Origin of the sequence: Citrobacter sp. TBCP-5362 (assembly GCF_005406305.1) — a bacterium.
GTDB classification, from domain to species: Bacteria; Pseudomonadota; Gammaproteobacteria; order Enterobacterales; family Enterobacteriaceae; genus Citrobacter_B; species Citrobacter_B koseri.
Genome location: NZ_CP040234.1, coordinates 3,803,276 through 3,821,056, shown reverse-complemented (window position 1 = coordinate 3,821,056; position 17,781 = coordinate 3,803,276). Strand labels below are relative to the sequence as shown.

Here is a 17,781-nt window from a genome sequence, read left to right as displayed (position 1 = left end):
ACGGGCGAAGAGGGTTCCTCTCCGCCCGTGCACGCATGTTAGGGGCAGATAAAAAAAAGATGGCTAAGCAAGACTATTACGAGATTTTAGGCGTTTCCAAAACAGCGGAAGAGCGTGAAATCAAAAAGGCGTACAAGCGCCTGGCCATGAAATATCACCCGGACCGTAACCAGGGTGATAAAGAGGCCGAGGCCAAGTTCAAAGAGATCAAGGAAGCCTACGAAGTTCTGACCGATGCGCAAAAACGTGCGGCATACGATCAGTACGGGCACGCCGCGTTTGAACAAGGCGGTGGTGGATTTGGCGGCGGCTTCGGCGGCGGTGCTGACTTCAGCGATATCTTTGGTGACGTTTTCGGCGATATCTTTGGCGGCGGACGTGGTCGTCAGCGCGCAGCGCGTGGTGCTGATTTACGTTACAACATGGATCTCACCCTGGAAGAAGCCGTACGTGGCGTGACCAAAGAGATCCGTATTCCGACGCTGGAAGAGTGCGACGTTTGCCACGGCAGCGGTGCGAAAGCAGGTACTCAGCCGCAGACCTGTCCAACCTGTCATGGCTCCGGCCAGGTGCAGATGCGTCAGGGCTTCTTCGCCGTGCAGCAAACCTGCCCGCACTGTCAGGGGCGCGGTACGCTGATTAAAGATCCGTGCAACAAATGCCACGGTCATGGCCGCGTAGAGAAAACCAAAACCCTGTCGGTTAAAATCCCGGCGGGTGTGGACACCGGCGATCGTATTCGTCTCTCCGGTGAAGGTGAAGCGGGCGAGCATGGCGCGCCAGCGGGCGATCTGTACGTTCAGGTGCAGGTGAAGCAGCACCCGATCTTCGAGCGTGAAGGCAACAACCTGTATTGCGAAGTGCCGATTAACTTTGCAATGGCAGCGCTGGGTGGCGAGATTGAAGTCCCGACGCTGGATGGCCGTGTGAAGTTGAAAGTGCCGCACGAAACGCAAACTGGCAAGCTGTTCCGTATGCGCGGAAGAGGCGTGAAATCCGTACGCGGCGGCGCGCAGGGCGATCTGCTGTGCCGTGTTGTGGTCGAAACGCCGGTAGGTCTGAACGAGAAGCAGAAGCAGTTGCTGAAAGATCTGCAAGAAAGCTTCGGTGGCCCGACAGGTGAGAAAAACAGTCCACGTTCGAAGAGTTTCTTCGACGGAGTGAAGAAGTTCTTTGACGATTTGACGCGTTAATCACCGTTGTTACATTGCATAAAAAGCCCGGGATTGCACAATCCCGGGCTTTTTTTGTTTATCGGCGGCGATTATCTTATTTCGTAAAAACCGAACATTTCACCATAAATAATCTAATTTTAACGATAGATCATGCGAGGTAAGATAGACGCCACGAGGTTTGATTATATTGAGAGAATAAAAAGTGAAACACCTGCATCGTTTTTTTAGCAGTGATGCCTCCGGGGGCATCATTCTCATTATCGCCGCCGTGCTGGCTATGCTGATGGCGAACAGCGGATTCACCAGCGGATGGTATCACGCCTTTCTGGAGACGCCCGTTCAGCTACGGGTTGGGGCGCTTGAGATCAATAAAAATATGCTGCTGTGGATCAACGACGCGCTAATGGCGGTATTTTTCCTGCTGATTGGTCTGGAGGTCAAGCGCGAGCTTATGCAGGGCTCGCTGGCCAGTTTACGTCAGGCGGCGTTTCCGGTGATTGCCGCCATTGGCGGTATGATTGTTCCGGCGCTGCTCTATCTGGCTTTTAACTATTCCGACCCGATTACGCGCGAAGGCTGGGCGATCCCGGCGGCAACGGATATTGCTTTTGCGCTGGGCGTATTGGCCTTGCTGGGCAGCAGGGTGCCGCTGGCGTTGAAGATATTCCTGATGGCGCTGGCTATTATTGACGATCTGGGCGCGATTGTGATCATTGCGCTGTTCTACACCAGCGATCTTTCGATGGTCTCGCTGGGGGTGGCGGCATTTGCGATTGTGCTTCTGGCCGTGCTGAACCTGTGTGATGTCAGACGAACAGGGGTTTATATCCTGGTCGGCGTGGTGCTGTGGACTGCCGTATTGAAATCTGGCGTCCATGCCACTCTTGCCGGGGTGATCGTCGGCTTCTTCATCCCATTGAAGGAGAAGCATGGTCGTTCTCCGGCGAAGCGTCTGGAACATGTGCTGCATCCGTGGGTGGCGTATCTGATTCTGCCGCTGTTCGCCTTCGCCAATGCGGGCGTCTCGCTACAGGGGGTGACGCTTGACGGGCTGACCTCAATACTCCCGCTGGGAATCATTGCCGGGTTGCTGATCGGTAAACCGCTGGGGATTAGCCTGTTTTGCTGGCTGGCGCTGCGTCTCAAACTGGCGAAGCTGCCGGAAGGAACACGTTTTCAGCAAATTATGGCGGTCGGTATTCTGTGCGGGATCGGTTTTACAATGTCGATTTTCATCGCCAGTCTGGCGTTCGGTAGTGTAGATCCGGCACTGATTAACTGGGCGAAGCTGGGGATTTTGATTGGTTCTCTGCTTTCGGCAGTGATCGGCTATAGCTGGTTACGTACACGTTTAAGCCCGGTGGTCTGAGCGGGGCCAGAGGGTTGGGGGGCTGATGTGGCTCCCCTTGCGACATAGATCAGGGAGAGGAGTGAGCATGTCTCATATTAACTACAACCATCTTTATTATTTTTGGCATGTGTATAAAGAAGGTTCCGTTGTCGGGGCGGCAGAAGCGCTTTACCTGACGCCGCAAACCATCACCGGTCAGATCAAAGCCCTTGAGGAGCGCTTGCAGGGAAAATTATTCAAGCGTAAAGGGCGTGGGCTGGAGCCCAGCGAATTAGGGGAACTGGTGTTTCGCTATGCGGACAAAATGTTTACCTTAAGCCAGGAAATGCTGGATATCGTTAACTACCGCAAAGAGTCTAACCTGCTGTTTGATGTCGGCGTGGCGGATGCGTTGTCAAAACGTCTGGTCAGCAATGTGCTGGACGCGGCCGTGGTTGACGACGAACAAATTCATTTGCGCTGTTTTGAATCCACCCATGAGATGCTGCTTGAGCAGCTTAGCCAGCATAAGCTGGATATGATTATCTCGGATTGCCCAATCGACTCTACCCAGCAGGAAGGGCTGTTTTCGGTGAAGATAGGTGAATGCAGCGTGAGCTTCTGGTGTACGAAACCGCTGCCTGCAAAACCCTTTCCGGCGTGTCTGGAAGAGCGTCGGCTGCTGATCCCAGGCCGTCGCTCTATGCTCGGTCGCAAATTATTAAACTGGTTTAATTCGCAGGGCTTAAACGTCGAAATCCTCGGCGAGTTTGATGATGCGGCGCTGATGAAAGCGTTTGGCGCTACCCACAATGCGATTTTCGTCGCGCCGACGCTCTATGCGCATGACTTTTACGCCGATGAATCGATCGTTGAGATTGGCCGTGTGGAAAACGTCATGGAAGAGTACCATGCCATTTTTGCCGAGAGGATGATTCAGCACCCGGCCGTACAGCGTATTTGTCACGCGGATTATTCGGCGCTATTTAGCCACAAAGGGTAAGTGCTACAGGCCGGGTAAGGCGTTTGCCCGCCATCCGGCAGACATAAAAAAACCCGCTTGCGCGGGCTTTTTTACAAAGCTGATAACAAGCGAGCGATTAAGCCAGTTTGTTGATCTGTGCAGTCAGGTTTGCTTTATGACGTGCAGCTTTGTTTTTGTGGATCAGACCTTTAGCAGCCTGACGGTCCACGATCGGTTGCATTTCGTTAAATGCTTTCAGTGCAGCAGCTTTGTCGCCAGCTTCGATAGCTGCGTATACTTTCTTGATGAAAGTACGCATCATAGAGCGACGGCTTGCGTTGTGCTTACGAGCCTTTTCAGACTGAACGGCGCGCTTCTTAGCTGATTTGATATTAGCCAAGGTCCAACTCCCAAATGTGTTCTATATGGACAATTCAAAGGCCGAGGAATATGCCCTTTTAGCCTTCTTTTGTCAATGGATTTGTGCAAATAAGCGCCGTTAATATGGCGGCACTCGTTACGTAGTGATGGCGCAGGATTCTACCAGCTTGCGGGTCGTGAATACAGCTTTTCCACGATAAAAATTACATTGAATGGGCAGTTTCTTGTTCTGATTTGCCCCATAACAATGAAAACAATCTTCTTTATGTTTCACAGGGGCAATCGTCGGTTAACCTTGACCGCTGTACAAGGTATACTCTGACGATTTTCACTGTTTTGAGCCAGACATGAAGCTGATACGCGGCATACATAATCTCAGTCAGGCCCCGCATGGGTGTGTGCTGACTATTGGTAATTTCGACGGTGTGCATCGTGGCCATCGTGCATTGCTGCAGGGCTTGCGGGAAGAAGGGCGCAAGCGGGGTTTACCAGTGATGGTAATGATTTTCGAACCGCAGCCGCTGGAACTCTTCGCTACGGAAAAGGCCCCTGCGCGCCTGACCCGCCTGCGGGAAAAACTGCGTTACCTGGCGGAATGCGGCGTGGACTACGTGCTGTGCGTACGCTTCGATCGCCGCTTTGCCGCCCTGACCGCACAAAACTTTATCAGCGATCTGCTGGTGAAGCGTCTCGGCGTGCGGTTCCTCGCTGTCGGTGATGATTTCCGTTTTGGCGCTGGTCGCGAAGGCGATTTCTTGTTATTACAGAAAGCCGGAGCGGAGTACGGTTTTGACATCACCAACACGCAGACCTTTTGCGAAGGTGGCGTACGCATCAGCAGTACGGCCGTGCGTCAGGCGCTGGCGGAGGACAACCTGCCGCTGGCTGAAAGTTTGCTGGGGCATCCATTTACCATCTCCGGGCGTGTCGTCCACGGCGATGAGTTAGGGCGCACCATTGGTTTCCCGACGGCGAATTTACCGCTGCGTCGTCAGGTCTCCCCGGTAAAAGGGGTTTATGCGGTGGAAGTGATGGGGCTGGGTGATAAACCCATGCCTGGCGTTGCCAATATCGGCACGCGTCCGACAGTGGCAGGCGTACGCCAACAGTTAGAAGTGCATCTGCTGGACGTTGTAATGGACCTCTATGGTCGCCATATAGATGTAATACTGCGTAAAAAAATACGCAACGAACAGCGATTCGCATCGCTGGATGAACTAAAAGCGCAGATTGCGCGTGATGAGTTAACTGCCCGCGATTTTTTTGGGCTATCAAAACCGGCTTAATGCCTATACGAGTTTTAAATACGGAACCGAGAATCTGATGAGTGACTATAAATCAACCCTGAATTTGCCGGAAACAGGGTTCCCGATGCGCGGCGATCTCGCCAAGCGTGAACCGGGAATGCTGGCGCGTTGGACCGATGATGATCTGTACGGCATCATTCGTGCGGCCAAAAAAGGCAAAAAAACCTTCATTCTGCATGATGGCCCTCCTTATGCGAATGGCAGCATTCATATTGGTCACTCGGTTAATAAGATTCTGAAAGACATTATCGTGAAGTCCAAAGGACTCGCGGGATTTGACTCGCCTTACGTTCCGGGCTGGGACTGCCACGGTCTGCCGATCGAGCTGAAAGTCGAGCAGGAATACGGTAAGCCGGGCGAAAAATTCACGGCTGCGGAATTCCGTGCGAAGTGTCGCGAATACGCCGCCACCCAGGTTGACGGCCAGCGTAAAGACTTCATCCGTCTGGGCGTGCTGGGCGACTGGTCGCATCCGTATTTGACGATGGACTTCAAAACTGAAGCCAACATCATTCGCGCGCTGGGTAAAATCATCGGCAACGGCCATCTGCATAAAGGCGCGAAGCCGGTGCACTGGTGCGTGGACTGCCGTTCCGCGCTGGCGGAAGCGGAAGTTGAATATTATGACAAAACGTCTCCGTCTATCGACGTGGCGTTCCACGCCGCTGACCAGGATGCGGTGAAAGCGACGTTTGGCGTTTCCAGCGTCAACGGCCCGATCTCGCTGGTTATCTGGACCACCACCCCGTGGACGCTGCCTGCGAACCGCGCGATCTCTCTGGCGCCGGATTTTGATTACGCGCTGGTACAAATTGACGGTCAGGCGCTGATTCTGGCGAAAGACCTGGTGGAAAGCGTGATGCAGCGCCTTGGCGCGGCTGACTATACCATCCTCGGCACCGTAAAAGGCGCGGAGCTGGAGCTGTTGCGCTTTACCCATCCGTTTATGGACTTCGACGTTCCGGCGATCCTCGGCGATCACGTCACGCTGGATGCCGGTACGGGGGCGGTGCATACCGCGCCTGGTCATGGCCCGGACGACTATGTCATCGGTCAAAAATACGGTCTGGAAACCGCTAACCCGGTCGGACCGGACGGCGCTTACCTGCCAGGCACGTATCCGACGCTCGATGGCGTGAACGTTTTCAAAGCGAACGACATCGTCGTTGCGCTGCTGCGTGAAAAAGGCGCGCTGCTGCACGTTGAGAAGCTGCAACACAGCTATCCGTGCTGCTGGCGTCACAAAACGCCGATCATCTTCCGTGCGACGCCGCAGTGGTTCGTCAGCATGGATCAGAAAGGCCTGCGCGAGCAGTCGCTGAAAGAGATCAAAGGCGTACAGTGGATCCCGGACTGGGGTCAGGCACGTATTGAATCAATGGTTGCGAACCGCCCTGACTGGTGTATTTCCCGTCAGCGTACCTGGGGCGTGCCGATGTCTCTGTTCGTACATAAAGACACCGAAGAGCTGCACCCGCGCGCCATCGAACTGATGGAAGAAGTGGCGAAGCGCGTTGAAGTGGACGGCATTCAGGCATGGTGGGACCTCGATCCGAAAGAGATCCTCGGCGACGACGCTGACCAGTACGTAAAAGTGCCGGATACGCTGGACGTCTGGTTTGACTCCGGTTCGACACACGCTTCTGTGGTCGATGTGCGTCCTGAGTTTGCCGGTCATGCGGCGGATATGTATCTGGAAGGTTCCGACCAGCATCGCGGCTGGTTCATGTCCTCCCTGATGATCTCCACTGCGATGAAGGGCAAAGCGCCGTACCGTCAGGTACTGACCCACGGCTTCACCGTGGATGGTCAGGGCCGCAAAATGTCCAAATCCATCGGTAACACCGTTTCTCCGCAGGATGTGATGAACAAACTGGGCGCGGATATTCTGCGTCTGTGGGTGGCGTCTACCGACTACACCGGCGAAATGGCCGTTTCCGACGAGATCCTGAAACGCGCTGCCGACAGCTATCGTCGTATCCGTAACACCGCGCGCTTCCTGCTGGCGAACCTGAACGGGTTTGATCCGGTAAAAGATATGGTGAAACCGGAAGAGATGGTGGTGCTGGATCGCTGGGCGGTGGGCTGCGCGAAAGCGGCGCAGGACGATATCCTGAAAGCCTACGAAGCCTATGATTTCCACGAAGTGGTACAGCGTCTGATGCGCTTCTGCTCCGTTGAGATGGGCTCGTTCTACCTCGACATCATCAAAGACCGCCAGTACACCGCGAAAGCCGACAGTGTGGCGCGTCGTAGTTGCCAGAGCGCGCTGTACCATATCGCAGAAGCGCTGGTGCGCTGGATGGCGCCAATCATGTCCTTCACCGCAGATGAAATCTGGGGTTATCTGCCAGGCGATCGTGAGAAGTACGTCTTTACCGGTGAGTGGTATGAAGGTCTGTTTGGCTTAGGCGAAACCGAAGCGATGAATGACGCTTACTGGGATGAGCTGCTGAAAGTGCGTGGCGAAGTGAACAAGGTTATCGAGCAGGCGCGTGCGGACAAGAAAGTCGGTGGTTCTCTCGAAGCGGCTGTCACCCTGTACGCTGAACCGGAACTGGCGGCGAAGCTGACTGCACTGGGCGATGAATTACGATTTGTCCTGTTGACCTCTGGCGCGAAAGTCGCTGACTATGCGGAGGCTTCTGCTGATGCGCAGCAGAGCGAACTGCTCAAAGGGCTGAAAGTCGCGTTGAGTAAAGCCGAAGGTGAGAAGTGCCCACGCTGCTGGCACTACACCACGGATGTCGGCAAGGTAGCGGAACATGCAGAGATCTGCGGCCGCTGTGTCAGCAACATCGCCGGTGATGGCGAAAAACGTAAGTTTGCCTGATGAGTAAGCCTCTTTGTTCAACAGGACTGCGCTGGCTGTGGCTGGTGGTGGTCGTGCTGATTATCGATTTAGGCAGCAAGTACCTGATCCTCCAGAACTTTGCTCTGGGGGATACGGTGTCGTTGTTCCCGTCGCTTAATCTGCACTACGCGCGTAACTATGGTGCGGCGTTTAGCTTCTTAGCCGACAGCGGCGGCTGGCAGCGCTGGTTCTTTGCCGGTATCGCCATCGGTATTTGCGTTATCCTGATGGTGATGATGTATCGCTCGAAGGCGACGCAAAAGCTGAATAACATCGCCTATGCGTTAATCATTGGCGGTGCGCTGGGCAATTTGTTCGACCGTCTGTGGCATGGCTTTGTTGTTGATATGATCGACTTCTATGTCGGCGACTGGCATTTCGCCACCTTTAACCTGGCCGATAGCGCGATTTGTATCGGTGCGGCGTTGATTGTGCTGGAGGGTTTCCTGCCGAAAAAGCAGGCGTAATAAAATGCCGGATGGCGGCGTAAGCGCCTTATCCGGCCTACAAAATAGCGCGATTCTTGTAGGCCCGGTAAGCGTAGCGCCACCGGGCAAACAGGTAGCCCAAAACAAGCCTCTTGTAGGCCCGGTAAGCGTAAGCGCCACCGGGCAAACAGGTGACCCAAAACAAGTGAGCAAACCTGCATGTCTAAATCAGTACAGAGTAACAGTGCGGTGCTGGTGCACTTCACCTTAAAGCTTGACGATGGCTCTACCGCTGAGTCAACGCGTAACAATGGTAAGCCAGCGCTGTTCCGCCTGGGTGACGGCTCCCTGTCCGAAGGGCTGGAGCAGCATCTTCTGGGACTGAAAGACGGCGACAAAACCACGTTTTCTCTGGAGCCGGATGCCGCGTTTGGCGTACCGAGCCCGGACCTGGTTCAATACTTCTCTCGCCGCGAGTTTATGGACGCGGGCGAGCCTGAAGTAGGGGCAATTATGCTCTTTACCGCAATGGACGGCAGTGAGATGCCTGGCGTGATCCGCGAAATTAACGGTGACTCGATTACCGTCGATTTCAACCATCCGCTGGCCGGGCATACCGTTCATTTTGATATTGAAGTGCTGGAAATCGATCCGGCACTGGAGGCGTAAAATGCAGATCCTGTTGGCCAACCCGCGCGGCTTTTGCGCAGGTGTAGACCGCGCTATCAGCATTGTAGAAAACGCGCTGGCTATTTACGGCGCGCCAATTTATGTCCGTCACGAAGTGGTGCACAACCGCTACGTGGTGGATAGCCTGCGTGAGCGCGGGGCGATTTTCATTGAGCAGATCAGTGAAGTGCCGGACGGCGCGATCCTGATTTTCTCCGCACACGGGGTTTCCCAGGCGGTACGTAACGAGGCGAAAAGCCGCGATCTCACCGTTTTTGACGCCACCTGTCCGCTGGTAACAAAAGTGCATATGGAAGTGGCGCGCGCCAGCCGTCGCGGCGAAGAGTCAATCCTGATCGGCCACGCCGGGCACCCGGAAGTGGAAGGGACGATGGGGCAGTACAGCAACCCGGAAGGGGGCATGTATCTGGTCGAGTCGCCGGACGACGTTTTGTCGCTTGATGTCAAAAACGAAGGCAAACTCTCCTTTATGACCCAGACGACTCTCTCCGTCGATGACACGTCTGATGTGATTGACGCGCTGCGTCAACGCTTCCCGAAAATTGTCGGGCCGCGTAAAGATGACATTTGCTACGCCACGACGAACCGCCAGGAAGCGGTGCGCGCGCTGGCGGAACAGGCCGATGTTGTGCTGGTGGTCGGTTCGAAAAACTCCTCCAACTCCAACCGTCTGGCTGAACTGGCGCAGCGTATGGGGAAAGCGGCGTTTCTGATCGACGATGCCACCGACATCCAGGAAGCCTGGGTGAAAGAGGCGAAGTGCGTTGGCGTGACCGCTGGCGCTTCCGCACCGGATATTCTGGTGCAGAATGTGATCGCTCGCCTGCAAGAGCTTGGCGGCGGCGAAGCCATTCCGCTAGAAGGCCGCGAAGAGAACATTGTTTTCGAAGTGCCGAAAGAACTGCGTGTGGATGTTCGTGAAGTAGAGTAACTACGCTTTGACGCCGGTCTGCTATCCGACCGGCATCTTTTATGCCATTACGTTTCGCTCAGGCGATACATCCTGCGCGGATGCCCTGGCTTGCCATACAGCATTTCGACGCGAAGAAAACCCGTCTCGACACCGTGTTCAACATAGCGGCGTGCCGTGGTTTTACTTAACCCCGTTCCGGCAACCACATCGTCAACGGAGAAGCTGCGCGTGCTGTTTTCTGTAAAAAGCTTCTGCACCAGCGCCAGCGTGATTTCTTCAATCCCCTTACTGCCATTCTCCTGACGGTAATTTTTCGCCTGTAACAGGTAGAGTGAATCGACGTTTTGCTGATCGACAATTTTCCATACCCGCTGCTGTTCGGCAAACTGGACAAAACGTTCCAGCGACTGGCTGAGCCGTTTCCACGAGATTGGCTTTAGGATATAGTCAAACGCGCCGTTGCGAATCGCCAGGCTACAGGTATCCATATCACTGGCGGCAGTAATAAAGATCACTGAGCAATTCGTGTTCATGACTAACGGATCGCTGATGAGCGTAATACCCTTACCATCCGGTAGATAGTTGTCCAGCAGCAGTAGCTGAGGCCGCAGCTGGTTGAGTTTTTGCCGGGCATCGGCAAGCGTGGAGGCAATGCCTGCCAGTCGGAGTCTCGGATGTTTGTCGATCAGTTCAGCGTGCAGCTGCGCCAGTTCGTTCTCGTCCTCAACGATCAGGACATCGATAAGTTCAGGTTGCATAATCGGTACCTTCCAGTTCCTGTACGGGACTGCGGGAAATTCCCGTAGCGGGAATAAACAACGTAAATATGGCGCCGCGCGGCGAATTATCAGCGACTTCTATCACCCCTCCCGCCTGAGTGACATAACTTTCAATCAGATACAATCCAATGCCATGATCGCCCCGGGTTTTCGTGGTGACGCCACGTTCGAAAATATGCTCTCGAATCTCCGGTTTAATACCGACTCCCTGATCGGCCACTTCGATAATCAGCTCATGCTCGTTGAGTCTGATCAGCACGTCCACTGGCGCATGCGGTAATGGCGATCGCTGCGTTGCTTCGATCGCGTTATCGAGTAAATTGCCCAGGATCGAAATCAGTTCTGATTCTGCAAGTGGCGGAAAAGGCCTATCCATCCGGCAGCTGGGATCGAAATTCAGTTCCACCCCTTTTTCACCCGCTCTTGCCGCCTTACCTAACAGCAGGCCGCACAACGTCGGTGAACTGAAGCGCGATGAGATAAAGTCCAGCAGCTCCTGGGCATGTTCCGACTGGGCCTGAATATAATCAATGGCTTCATTGTAACGACCCATATGCAGTAAACCAGAAAGGGTCGTCATGCAATTGAGCTGCTCGTGGCGCATGATGCGCAGATTATCTACGTAACGTTTTACCTGGCTTAGCTGAGCGCTCAAACTGTCTATTTCATTGCGATCGCGGAAGGTTATCACCCATCCCTGAAGTGAGTTCTCCAGCATGATGCGCACCCGGCTGGCGATAACCGTCAATTCATTGAAACGGCAGATTTCATCATGAGTGTCATTCTTCAGCATCACCTCTTTAAGGAAGAAGGGGGATGGCGTAATCACTTCGGTAATGTGTTGCCCGCGTATCGCCTGCGCAGGCTGGCCTAAACCCAGCAGCTCGCGGGCAGCCTGATTGATCACCTCAATGTGCAAATTATTATCAATGGCGATTACCCCTTCATAAATCGATTCCATCATCGCTTTTTGCTGACGAACCAGCAGGCCTATCTCTCGCGGCTCCAGTGAAAAAATCTGTTTTTTAATACTGCGGGTGAAGAACCAGGAAAAGACAAAAAGGGATATCAGCAGCAGGATGGCGGCAACCAGGATACTGACGGCTTTATTCACCGTAATGGTGTTGAGGTAACTGGTGAGGTATCCAACGGAGACGATACCAATAACCTTGCCCTGATCGTCAACAATGGGCGCTTTACTGCGCAGGGAGATGCCCAGGCCGCCACGGCGAATTGTCGTGGTGCTCTTTCCGTGAAGCACTTCAGTGTTATCGTCGCCAACCAGCTTTTTTCCTACTCTGTCGGCATAAACCGAATGAAACAGATGGATGCCTTCTTTATCTCCGATAACAATAAAACTGGCGTCGCTATGCGCGGCTATTTTTTGCATAAATTGATGAATCGCCGTGGTATCTCTTTCCACGACTTCTTTTCGCAAATTCGGAATAAGCGCAATTTCTTCCGCCTGTATTTTCGCCCTGGCTCCCATCTCCTGATAAAGCTGCTTTTCTACGTGCATATAATAGTATCCACCCAGTAAGGCAAATAATATGGAGAAAAAAGCAATCAGCGATATAAACAGTTTGATCTGAAATGAAACTTTCATAATGTTCAGGCATCGTCATCAGGGATACGTCACTGTATCATCTTTTGGCCTGAATGAAGCGGTTTTGCCAGAAACCTGTGATCTTTTGCACAGCAGAATATATTGCGGTAGGCAGCGCGCAGGTGCAACGGTGTTACCAAACGTTGCTTTAAATACGCGCTGAAAAGAAACCATAAAAACCACGGCGTTAAATAAGAGGTAAATCACATAAAATAATAGAAACCATTAAAACTATAGAGACCATTAAAACTTCTTTTTGAATTCGTCAGTACTCACACAAAGTAAATATTGAAGCCCATAAACTAACCCTGAAAAATAACCGAGGGCTTAATAATGAGCACGACTGATGATTCTTTCTCTGTTACTCATGAACCGTTAAACATTCAGCGCTTGTCACTTAAAGAGCGCTGGTGGCACATTATGGATACATGGAAAATCGGTATTATTCCATTACCGATGTTTTTGTTGGCCGGTGCATTAATCGCGATTGATTGCCTGGGCGGGAAGCTGCCGAGCGATATTGTCGTGATGGTCGCCACGCTGGCTTTTTTTGGCTTTGCCTGCGGAGAGTTTGGAAAGCGTTTGCCCATCGTCGGCAAACTGGGGGCCGCCGCAATTTGCGCGACCTTTATCCCTTCCGCGTTAGTTTACTATGGCCTGCTGCCGGATGTGGTGGTGGAGTCGACGACCAAATTCTATAAATCTACCAATATCCTGTATCTCTATATCTGCTGCATTATCGTCGGCAGTATTATGAGTATGAATCGCACCGTGCTGATTCAGGGTTTTCTGCGTATTTTCTTCCCAATGTTATGCGGTGAAATCGTCGGCATGGTTGTTGGTATGGGCGTCGGCCTGGCGCTTGGCCTCGAACCCTTTCAGATTTTCTTTTTTATTATTTTGCCCATCATGGCCGGCGGCGTTGGCGAAGGCGCCATTCCGCTTTCAATCGGCTATGCGACCCTGTTACACATGGATCAAGGGGTGGCGCTCGGTCGTATCTTACCGATGGTAATGCTGGGCAGTCTGACCGCCATTATCATCTCCGGCTGCCTGAACCAACTGGGCAAGCGCTTCCCGCATCTGACCGGCGAAGGTCAATTGATGCCAAACCGTGCGAATGCCGATGAACAATCGCCGTCACTGGCGGAAGGCGTCTCTGGCAAAACGGATGTGACCACGATTGCCGCAGGCGCGCTGCTGGCGATACTGCTCTATATGCTGGGTATGTTAGGGCACAAGCTGATTGGCTTGCCCGCACCGGTTGGCATGTTGTTTGTGGCTGTGCTGGTCAAGTTAGTTAACGGCGTATCGCCCCGCGTTCTTGAAGGCTCGCAGGTGGTGTACAAATTCTTCCAGACTTCGGTGACTTACCCCATTCTGTTCGCGGTTGGCGTAGCCATTACGCCGTGGGAGGAACTGGTGAACGCCTTCACCCTGACCAATCTTCTGGTCATTATCAGTACCGTTGCTGCGCTGGTCGCGACAGGATTCTTTGTCGGTAAAAAAATCGGTATGCATCCTATTGATGTCGCCATTGTCTCCTGCTGTCAGAGTGGGCAAGGCGGTACGGGCGACGTAGCGATTTTAACCGCAGGCAACCGCATGAGTCTGATGCCGTTCGCACAAATTGCGACGCGTATCGGCGGGGCGATAAATGTTTCCATTTCGCTGCTGGTGCTGGGTAACTTTCTTATTTAATTGAAGTATGCAGGATTGATAATTATGAAACTCGCAAGCTTTCTTTATCAGGGTACTCGCAGCTATGGCATCGTTACTGCCGGAGGCGTTATTGATTTGGGGAACCGCATCGGCGACCAGTATCGGGACCTGAAGGCGCTATTGCAGGGGGATGGTCTGGAGCAGGCGCGGCGCTTCGCGCAGGCGCCGGTCGATCTAAAAATGGATGCAATCACCTTTTTACCGGTGATAGAGCGACCGGAAAAAATACTCTGTGTCGGCATGAACTACGCCGAAAAGCGCCAGGAGTTCGATCAGCATGACCCCGCGCCGACGCTGTTTGTTCGTTTTGCGGATTCGCAAACCGGGCACAACATGCCGGTACTCAAGCCACGCCATTCGCATGAGTTTGATTACGAGGGGGAGCTGGCGGTGATCATCGGTAACGGTGGCGAGAATATCTCCCGTGACCATGCGCTTGACCATGTCGCCGGATACAGCTGCTATATGGATGGCTCCGCACGCGACTGGCAGCACAGCTGGTTTACTGCGGGGAAAAACTGGCGGCAGACCGGCGCTTTTGGTCCGTGGATGGTCACTGCCGATGAAATTCCCGACCCGCATCAGCTGGCGATCCGCACCTGGCTCAACGGCCGCATGGTACAGGAAGATAACACCAGCAGTATGATCCATAAAGTTGCTGAATTAATTGAGTATATAAGCACTTTCACCCGTCTTAATTCCGGGGACGTCATCATTACGGGCTCGCCGGGCGGCGTAGGGAAAAAGAGGAATCCGCCGTTATTCATGCAGGAAGGCGATCGTATTGAGGTGGAGATTGAGCACATTGGCCATCTGAGTAATGTCATTATGGAAGCCCCGCTACAGGCCTTTGCGGCGGCGCATTAATACGATGAGCCAACACGTTTTGGCGTATGGGATTAATGACAAATTTTGTTTCGTCTCCTTTTGTCGGTCGGTCGCTTGCCAACCGGCAAAAGGTTTGCCAATAATCGGATGCCAACCCTGGAGTTTGTCATCTTTTTATGGAGGAAACATGCGCCTGCCCATTATTCTGGATACCGATCCGGGTATCGACGATGCCGCCGCCATTGCCGCCGCCCTGTTTGCCCCGCAGCTTGACCTGCAACTGATGACCACCGTCGCGGGGAATGTCTCCGTAGAGAAAACCACCCGCAACGCGCTGCAACTGCTGCATTTCTGGAACATGGATATCCCGCTGGCGCAGGGGGCCGCCACGCCGCTGCTGCGCCCGTTGCGCGATGCTGCTTACGTCCACGGCGAGTCGGGCATGGAAGGCTATGACTTTGTCGCCCATGATTGCCAGCCACTGGCAAAACCGGCCTTTATCGCCATTCGGGATGCCCTGATGAGCGCCCCGGAACCCGTCACGCTGGTCGCGATCGGCCCGTTGACCAATATTGCGCTGCTGCTGACTCACTACCCGGAATGCGCTTTTAACATTCGTCGTCTGGTGATCATGGGCGGCTCTGCGGGGCGGGGGAACTTTACGCCGAACGCTGAATTCAATATTGCCGTCGACCCGGAAGCCGCTTCCCGCGTTTTTCAGAGTGGGATAGAGATTGTGATGTGCGGGCTGGATGTGACCAACCAGGCCCTGCTGGCGCCGGATTATCTGGCAAAACTGCCCGAACTTAACCGGACGGGAAAAATGCTGCATGCGTTGTTTAGCCACTACCGCAGCGGCAGCATGAACACCGGGCTGCGCATGCACGATCTCTGCGCCATCGCCTGGCTGGTTCGCCCGGATCTGTTCACCGTTAAACCCTGTTTTGTCGCGGTAGAGACGCAGGGGGAATACACCGCAGGCACAACGGTTGTTGATATTGAAGGCCGACTGGGGAAAAGCCCTAACGTGCAGGTGGCGCTGGAGATAGATGTGGCTGGCTTCCAGCAGTGGGTCGCCGACGTGCTGGCGCTGGCACCCTAGGATTTTAGCTGTTGGCTAAGGTAATCAATCATGGCCCGTATTTTGAGCGGCATATGCTTGTTTCCAGCCCACAAAAGCCATAGCTCGCCGGAGTAGTTGCTGATAAACGTCCACTCTGGCAACACCTGCATGATTTCGCCGTCTTGTAACGCTTCTCTGGCCGTGAATGCGGGGAGACTGCCAATTCCCAGATGGCGCTTTACTGCGTCCAGTCTTACACCCGTATGATTAGCCGCATAGCGCCCCGTTGTTTGAACGACTTCTGTCTTACCTTGTTTACGAAATTTCCAGCGTGAGTCCGTTGGCGTCTCTCCGAGGCTAATGCAACTGTGCTGACGTAAATCTTCCGGGTGCGTCGGTGTCCCCTGTTTTTGCAGATACTCTGGCGTGGCGCAGAGGATGTGGGTGATTGGCATTAACGGCTTGCCATGCAACCCGGGCGAGGGGGTATTGGTGATTTGCAGCGCCAGATCGACACCATCATCAATGAGATCCATATAGCGGTCTTCGAGCCTCAGGCAAACATCAACCAGGGGAAAACGTTCAAGAAATTGCGGGATCAGTGGATGAATAACGAAGCGTCCGACGGCTTTGGGTACGCTGAGCGTAATCTTTCCCTGAGGAACGTGTTGTACGCTTCCCCCGGAATCAATGGCCTGTCGCGCTGCTTCCAGCATCATTTTCGCATGTTCATACACCATCTTTCCTGTTTCACTTAATGCCAGCTTACGTGTTGAACGATGCAACAACTGGCTGCCCGTTTCGCGTTCAAGGCGTGAAACGCTGCGGCTCATGGCTGATGGGGTCACACCTGCTGCGCGCGCTGCGGCAGAAAAGCTACCGTGATCAACAATCAACACAAAAGTGGCCAGATCGGGAAGGAGTGTCAAATTCATTTGTGTTTCTCAGGCAAAGATTCATTGCCGGGCAGGCGGATTATCTGCTCCGGGATAAATAATATACTGCCCTTCACGACAGGAGGACATATGACAGAACGTCTTTATTACAACACCGATGATACAGAAGGTATGGCATGTGTGACGGGGTGCTCTCCACAAATGGATGGCTTGTATGCCGTTACGCTCGATAAAACATTATTCCACCCTCAGGGAGGTGGACAACCCGCAGACAAAGGCTGGATTGCGGATATTCCAGTTTGCGGAATCATGTTACGTGATAATCAAATTATACATATTCTACCGCAACCCGTTGCAGCGGGAGTGGTTCAGCTAAAAGTCGATGCACAGACACGTTTGCTCAACTCTCGTCTGCATTCAGCAGGCCATCTTATCGGGTGTGCGGGAGAAACATGGGGTTGGTCGCCAGTGAAAGCGCACCACTGGCCGGGTGAGGGGCGCATTACCTTTTCAGCAGGTGAACATGCTCGTCTTCCTGATGCTGAAAATCTGCTGGCGTGTATTGAACAGTGGCAGGCGAAGGATTATGCCCGCCGAATTGAGTTTGACGGTGAGCGACGTAAAGTGGGGTTTGGTGAACTTCCGATGTACTTCTGTGGAGGAACACATGTCACTTCGCTCGGCCAACTTGGTCGTATAACGATCGGTGGGATCAAAATGAAGAAAGGGCAGCTCATCATTAACTATTCCATTGAATAGCGTCCATTTGCTCTTGATCGCAGGCAGAGTTGCCTGCGGTGTCCCGCTTTTCCCGCATATAGCTTTTACTGATATCTCTCCCTGTT

At 53.5% G+C, this 17,781-nt stretch carries 17 protein-coding genes; 13 read left to right on the top strand and 4 right to left on the bottom strand.

Annotated elements, in window-relative coordinates:
- Positions 1 to 59: 59 nt before the first annotated feature.
- The 3 genes from dnaJ (at position 60) to nhaR (ending at position 3,508) form a co-directional block, all read left to right on the top strand.
- Positions 60 to 1,193 (top strand): molecular chaperone DnaJ, encoded by a 1,134-nt coding sequence (dnaJ, locus tag FD428_RS18165; protein ID WP_047463780.1) that lies wholly within the window; start codon positions 60 to 62, stop codon positions 1,191 to 1,193.
- 184 nt (positions 1,194 to 1,377) lie between these two features.
- Positions 1,378 to 2,544: a Na+/H+ antiporter NhaA gene (nhaA, locus tag FD428_RS18160; RefSeq protein WP_012134155.1), complete on the top strand. Its 1,167-nt coding sequence runs from the start codon at positions 1,378 to 1,380 to the stop codon at positions 2,542 to 2,544.
- A 67-nt stretch (positions 2,545 to 2,611) separates the two neighbouring features.
- Positions 2,612 to 3,508: a transcriptional activator NhaR gene (gene nhaR / locus FD428_RS18155; protein WP_012134154.1), complete on the top strand. Its 897-nt coding sequence runs from the start codon at positions 2,612 to 2,614 to the stop codon at positions 3,506 to 3,508.
- A 97-nt stretch (positions 3,509 to 3,605) separates the two neighbouring features.
- Here nhaR and rpsT read toward each other — a convergent pair whose 3' ends face one another.
- Positions 3,606 to 3,869 (bottom strand): 30S ribosomal protein S20, encoded by a 264-nt coding sequence (gene rpsT, locus FD428_RS18150; protein ID WP_001518655.1) that lies wholly within the window; start codon positions 3,867 to 3,869, stop codon positions 3,606 to 3,608.
- Positions 3,870 to 3,971: 102 nt separating this feature from the next.
- On the opposite strand from rpsT, the gene FD428_RS21870 reads away from it, so the two are divergent.
- The 6 genes from FD428_RS21870 (at position 3,972) to ispH (ending at position 10,060) form a co-directional block, all read left to right on the top strand.
- Complete coding sequence (locus FD428_RS21870) at positions 3,972 to 4,172, top strand: DUF2575 family protein (protein WP_049008862.1); 201 nt, start codon at positions 3,972 to 3,974, stop codon at positions 4,170 to 4,172.
- A 25-nt stretch (positions 4,173 to 4,197) separates the two neighbouring features.
- A complete protein-coding gene (ribF, locus tag FD428_RS18140) occupies positions 4,198 to 5,136 on the top strand; it encodes a bifunctional riboflavin kinase/FAD synthetase (protein ID WP_012134153.1) in 939 nt (312 codons plus the stop codon).
- Positions 5,137 to 5,173: 37 nt separating this feature from the next.
- Entirely contained in the window at positions 5,174 to 7,990 is a 2,817-nt protein-coding gene (ileS, locus tag FD428_RS18135; RefSeq protein ID WP_114847976.1) for an isoleucine--tRNA ligase, read from the top strand.
- On the top strand, positions 7,990 to 8,478 hold the full coding sequence (gene lspA / locus FD428_RS18130) for a signal peptidase II (protein WP_047459022.1): 489 nt from the start codon (positions 7,990 to 7,992) through the stop codon (positions 8,476 to 8,478). The genes ileS and lspA overlap by 1 nt, the downstream gene beginning before the upstream one ends.
- A gap of 180 nt (positions 8,479 to 8,658) precedes the next feature.
- A complete protein-coding gene (fkpB, locus tag FD428_RS18125) occupies positions 8,659 to 9,108 on the top strand; it encodes an FKBP-type peptidyl-prolyl cis-trans isomerase (RefSeq protein WP_012134150.1) in 450 nt (149 codons plus the stop codon).
- 1 nt (position 9,109) lies between these two features.
- Entirely contained in the window at positions 9,110 to 10,060 is a 951-nt protein-coding gene (gene ispH / locus FD428_RS18120; protein WP_012134149.1) for a 4-hydroxy-3-methylbut-2-enyl diphosphate reductase, read from the top strand.
- 47 nt (positions 10,061 to 10,107) lie between these two features.
- On the opposite strand, the gene FD428_RS18115 is transcribed toward ispH, so the two are convergent.
- The gene (locus tag FD428_RS18115; protein ID WP_049010161.1) at positions 10,108 to 10,800 is read right to left on the bottom strand and encodes a response regulator; all 693 of its coding nucleotides are present in this window, start codon (positions 10,798 to 10,800) and stop codon (positions 10,108 to 10,110) included.
- Positions 10,790 to 12,427, bottom strand: a complete 1,638-nt coding sequence (locus FD428_RS18110) for a sensor histidine kinase (RefSeq protein WP_114847975.1) — start codon at positions 12,425 to 12,427, stop codon at positions 10,790 to 10,792. The genes FD428_RS18115 and FD428_RS18110 overlap by 11 nt, the downstream gene beginning before the upstream one ends.
- Before the next feature lie 333 nt (positions 12,428 to 12,760).
- Between FD428_RS18110 and FD428_RS18105 the strand changes: the two genes are divergently transcribed.
- The 3 genes from FD428_RS18105 (at position 12,761) to rihC (ending at position 16,079) form a co-directional block, all read left to right on the top strand.
- Positions 12,761 to 14,128, top strand: coding sequence for a 2-hydroxycarboxylate transporter family protein (locus FD428_RS18105; RefSeq protein ID WP_012134145.1), 1,368 nt, complete (start codon positions 12,761 to 12,763; stop codon positions 14,126 to 14,128).
- Between the two features lie 24 nt (positions 14,129 to 14,152).
- Positions 14,153 to 15,016, top strand: coding sequence for a fumarylacetoacetate hydrolase family protein (locus FD428_RS18100; RefSeq protein WP_024130722.1), 864 nt, complete (start codon positions 14,153 to 14,155; stop codon positions 15,014 to 15,016).
- A gap of 148 nt (positions 15,017 to 15,164) precedes the next feature.
- Positions 15,165 to 16,079 (top strand): ribonucleoside hydrolase RihC, encoded by a 915-nt coding sequence (gene rihC, locus FD428_RS18095; RefSeq protein ID WP_104867788.1) that lies wholly within the window; start codon positions 15,165 to 15,167, stop codon positions 16,077 to 16,079.
- Here rihC and FD428_RS18090 read toward each other — a convergent pair.
- Entirely contained in the window at positions 16,076 to 16,975 is a 900-nt protein-coding gene (locus FD428_RS18090) for a LysR family transcriptional regulator (RefSeq protein ID WP_012134142.1), read from the bottom strand. The two genes, rihC and FD428_RS18090, sit on opposite strands and share 4 nt — an antisense overlap.
- 90 nt (positions 16,976 to 17,065) lie before the next feature.
- Here FD428_RS18090 and FD428_RS18085 point away from each other — a divergent pair, with 90 nt between their 5' ends.
- Entirely contained in the window at positions 17,066 to 17,695 is a 630-nt protein-coding gene (locus tag FD428_RS18085) for an alanyl-tRNA editing protein (RefSeq protein WP_168190569.1), read from the top strand.
- The last annotated feature ends 86 nt before the right edge of the window (positions 17,696 to 17,781 follow it).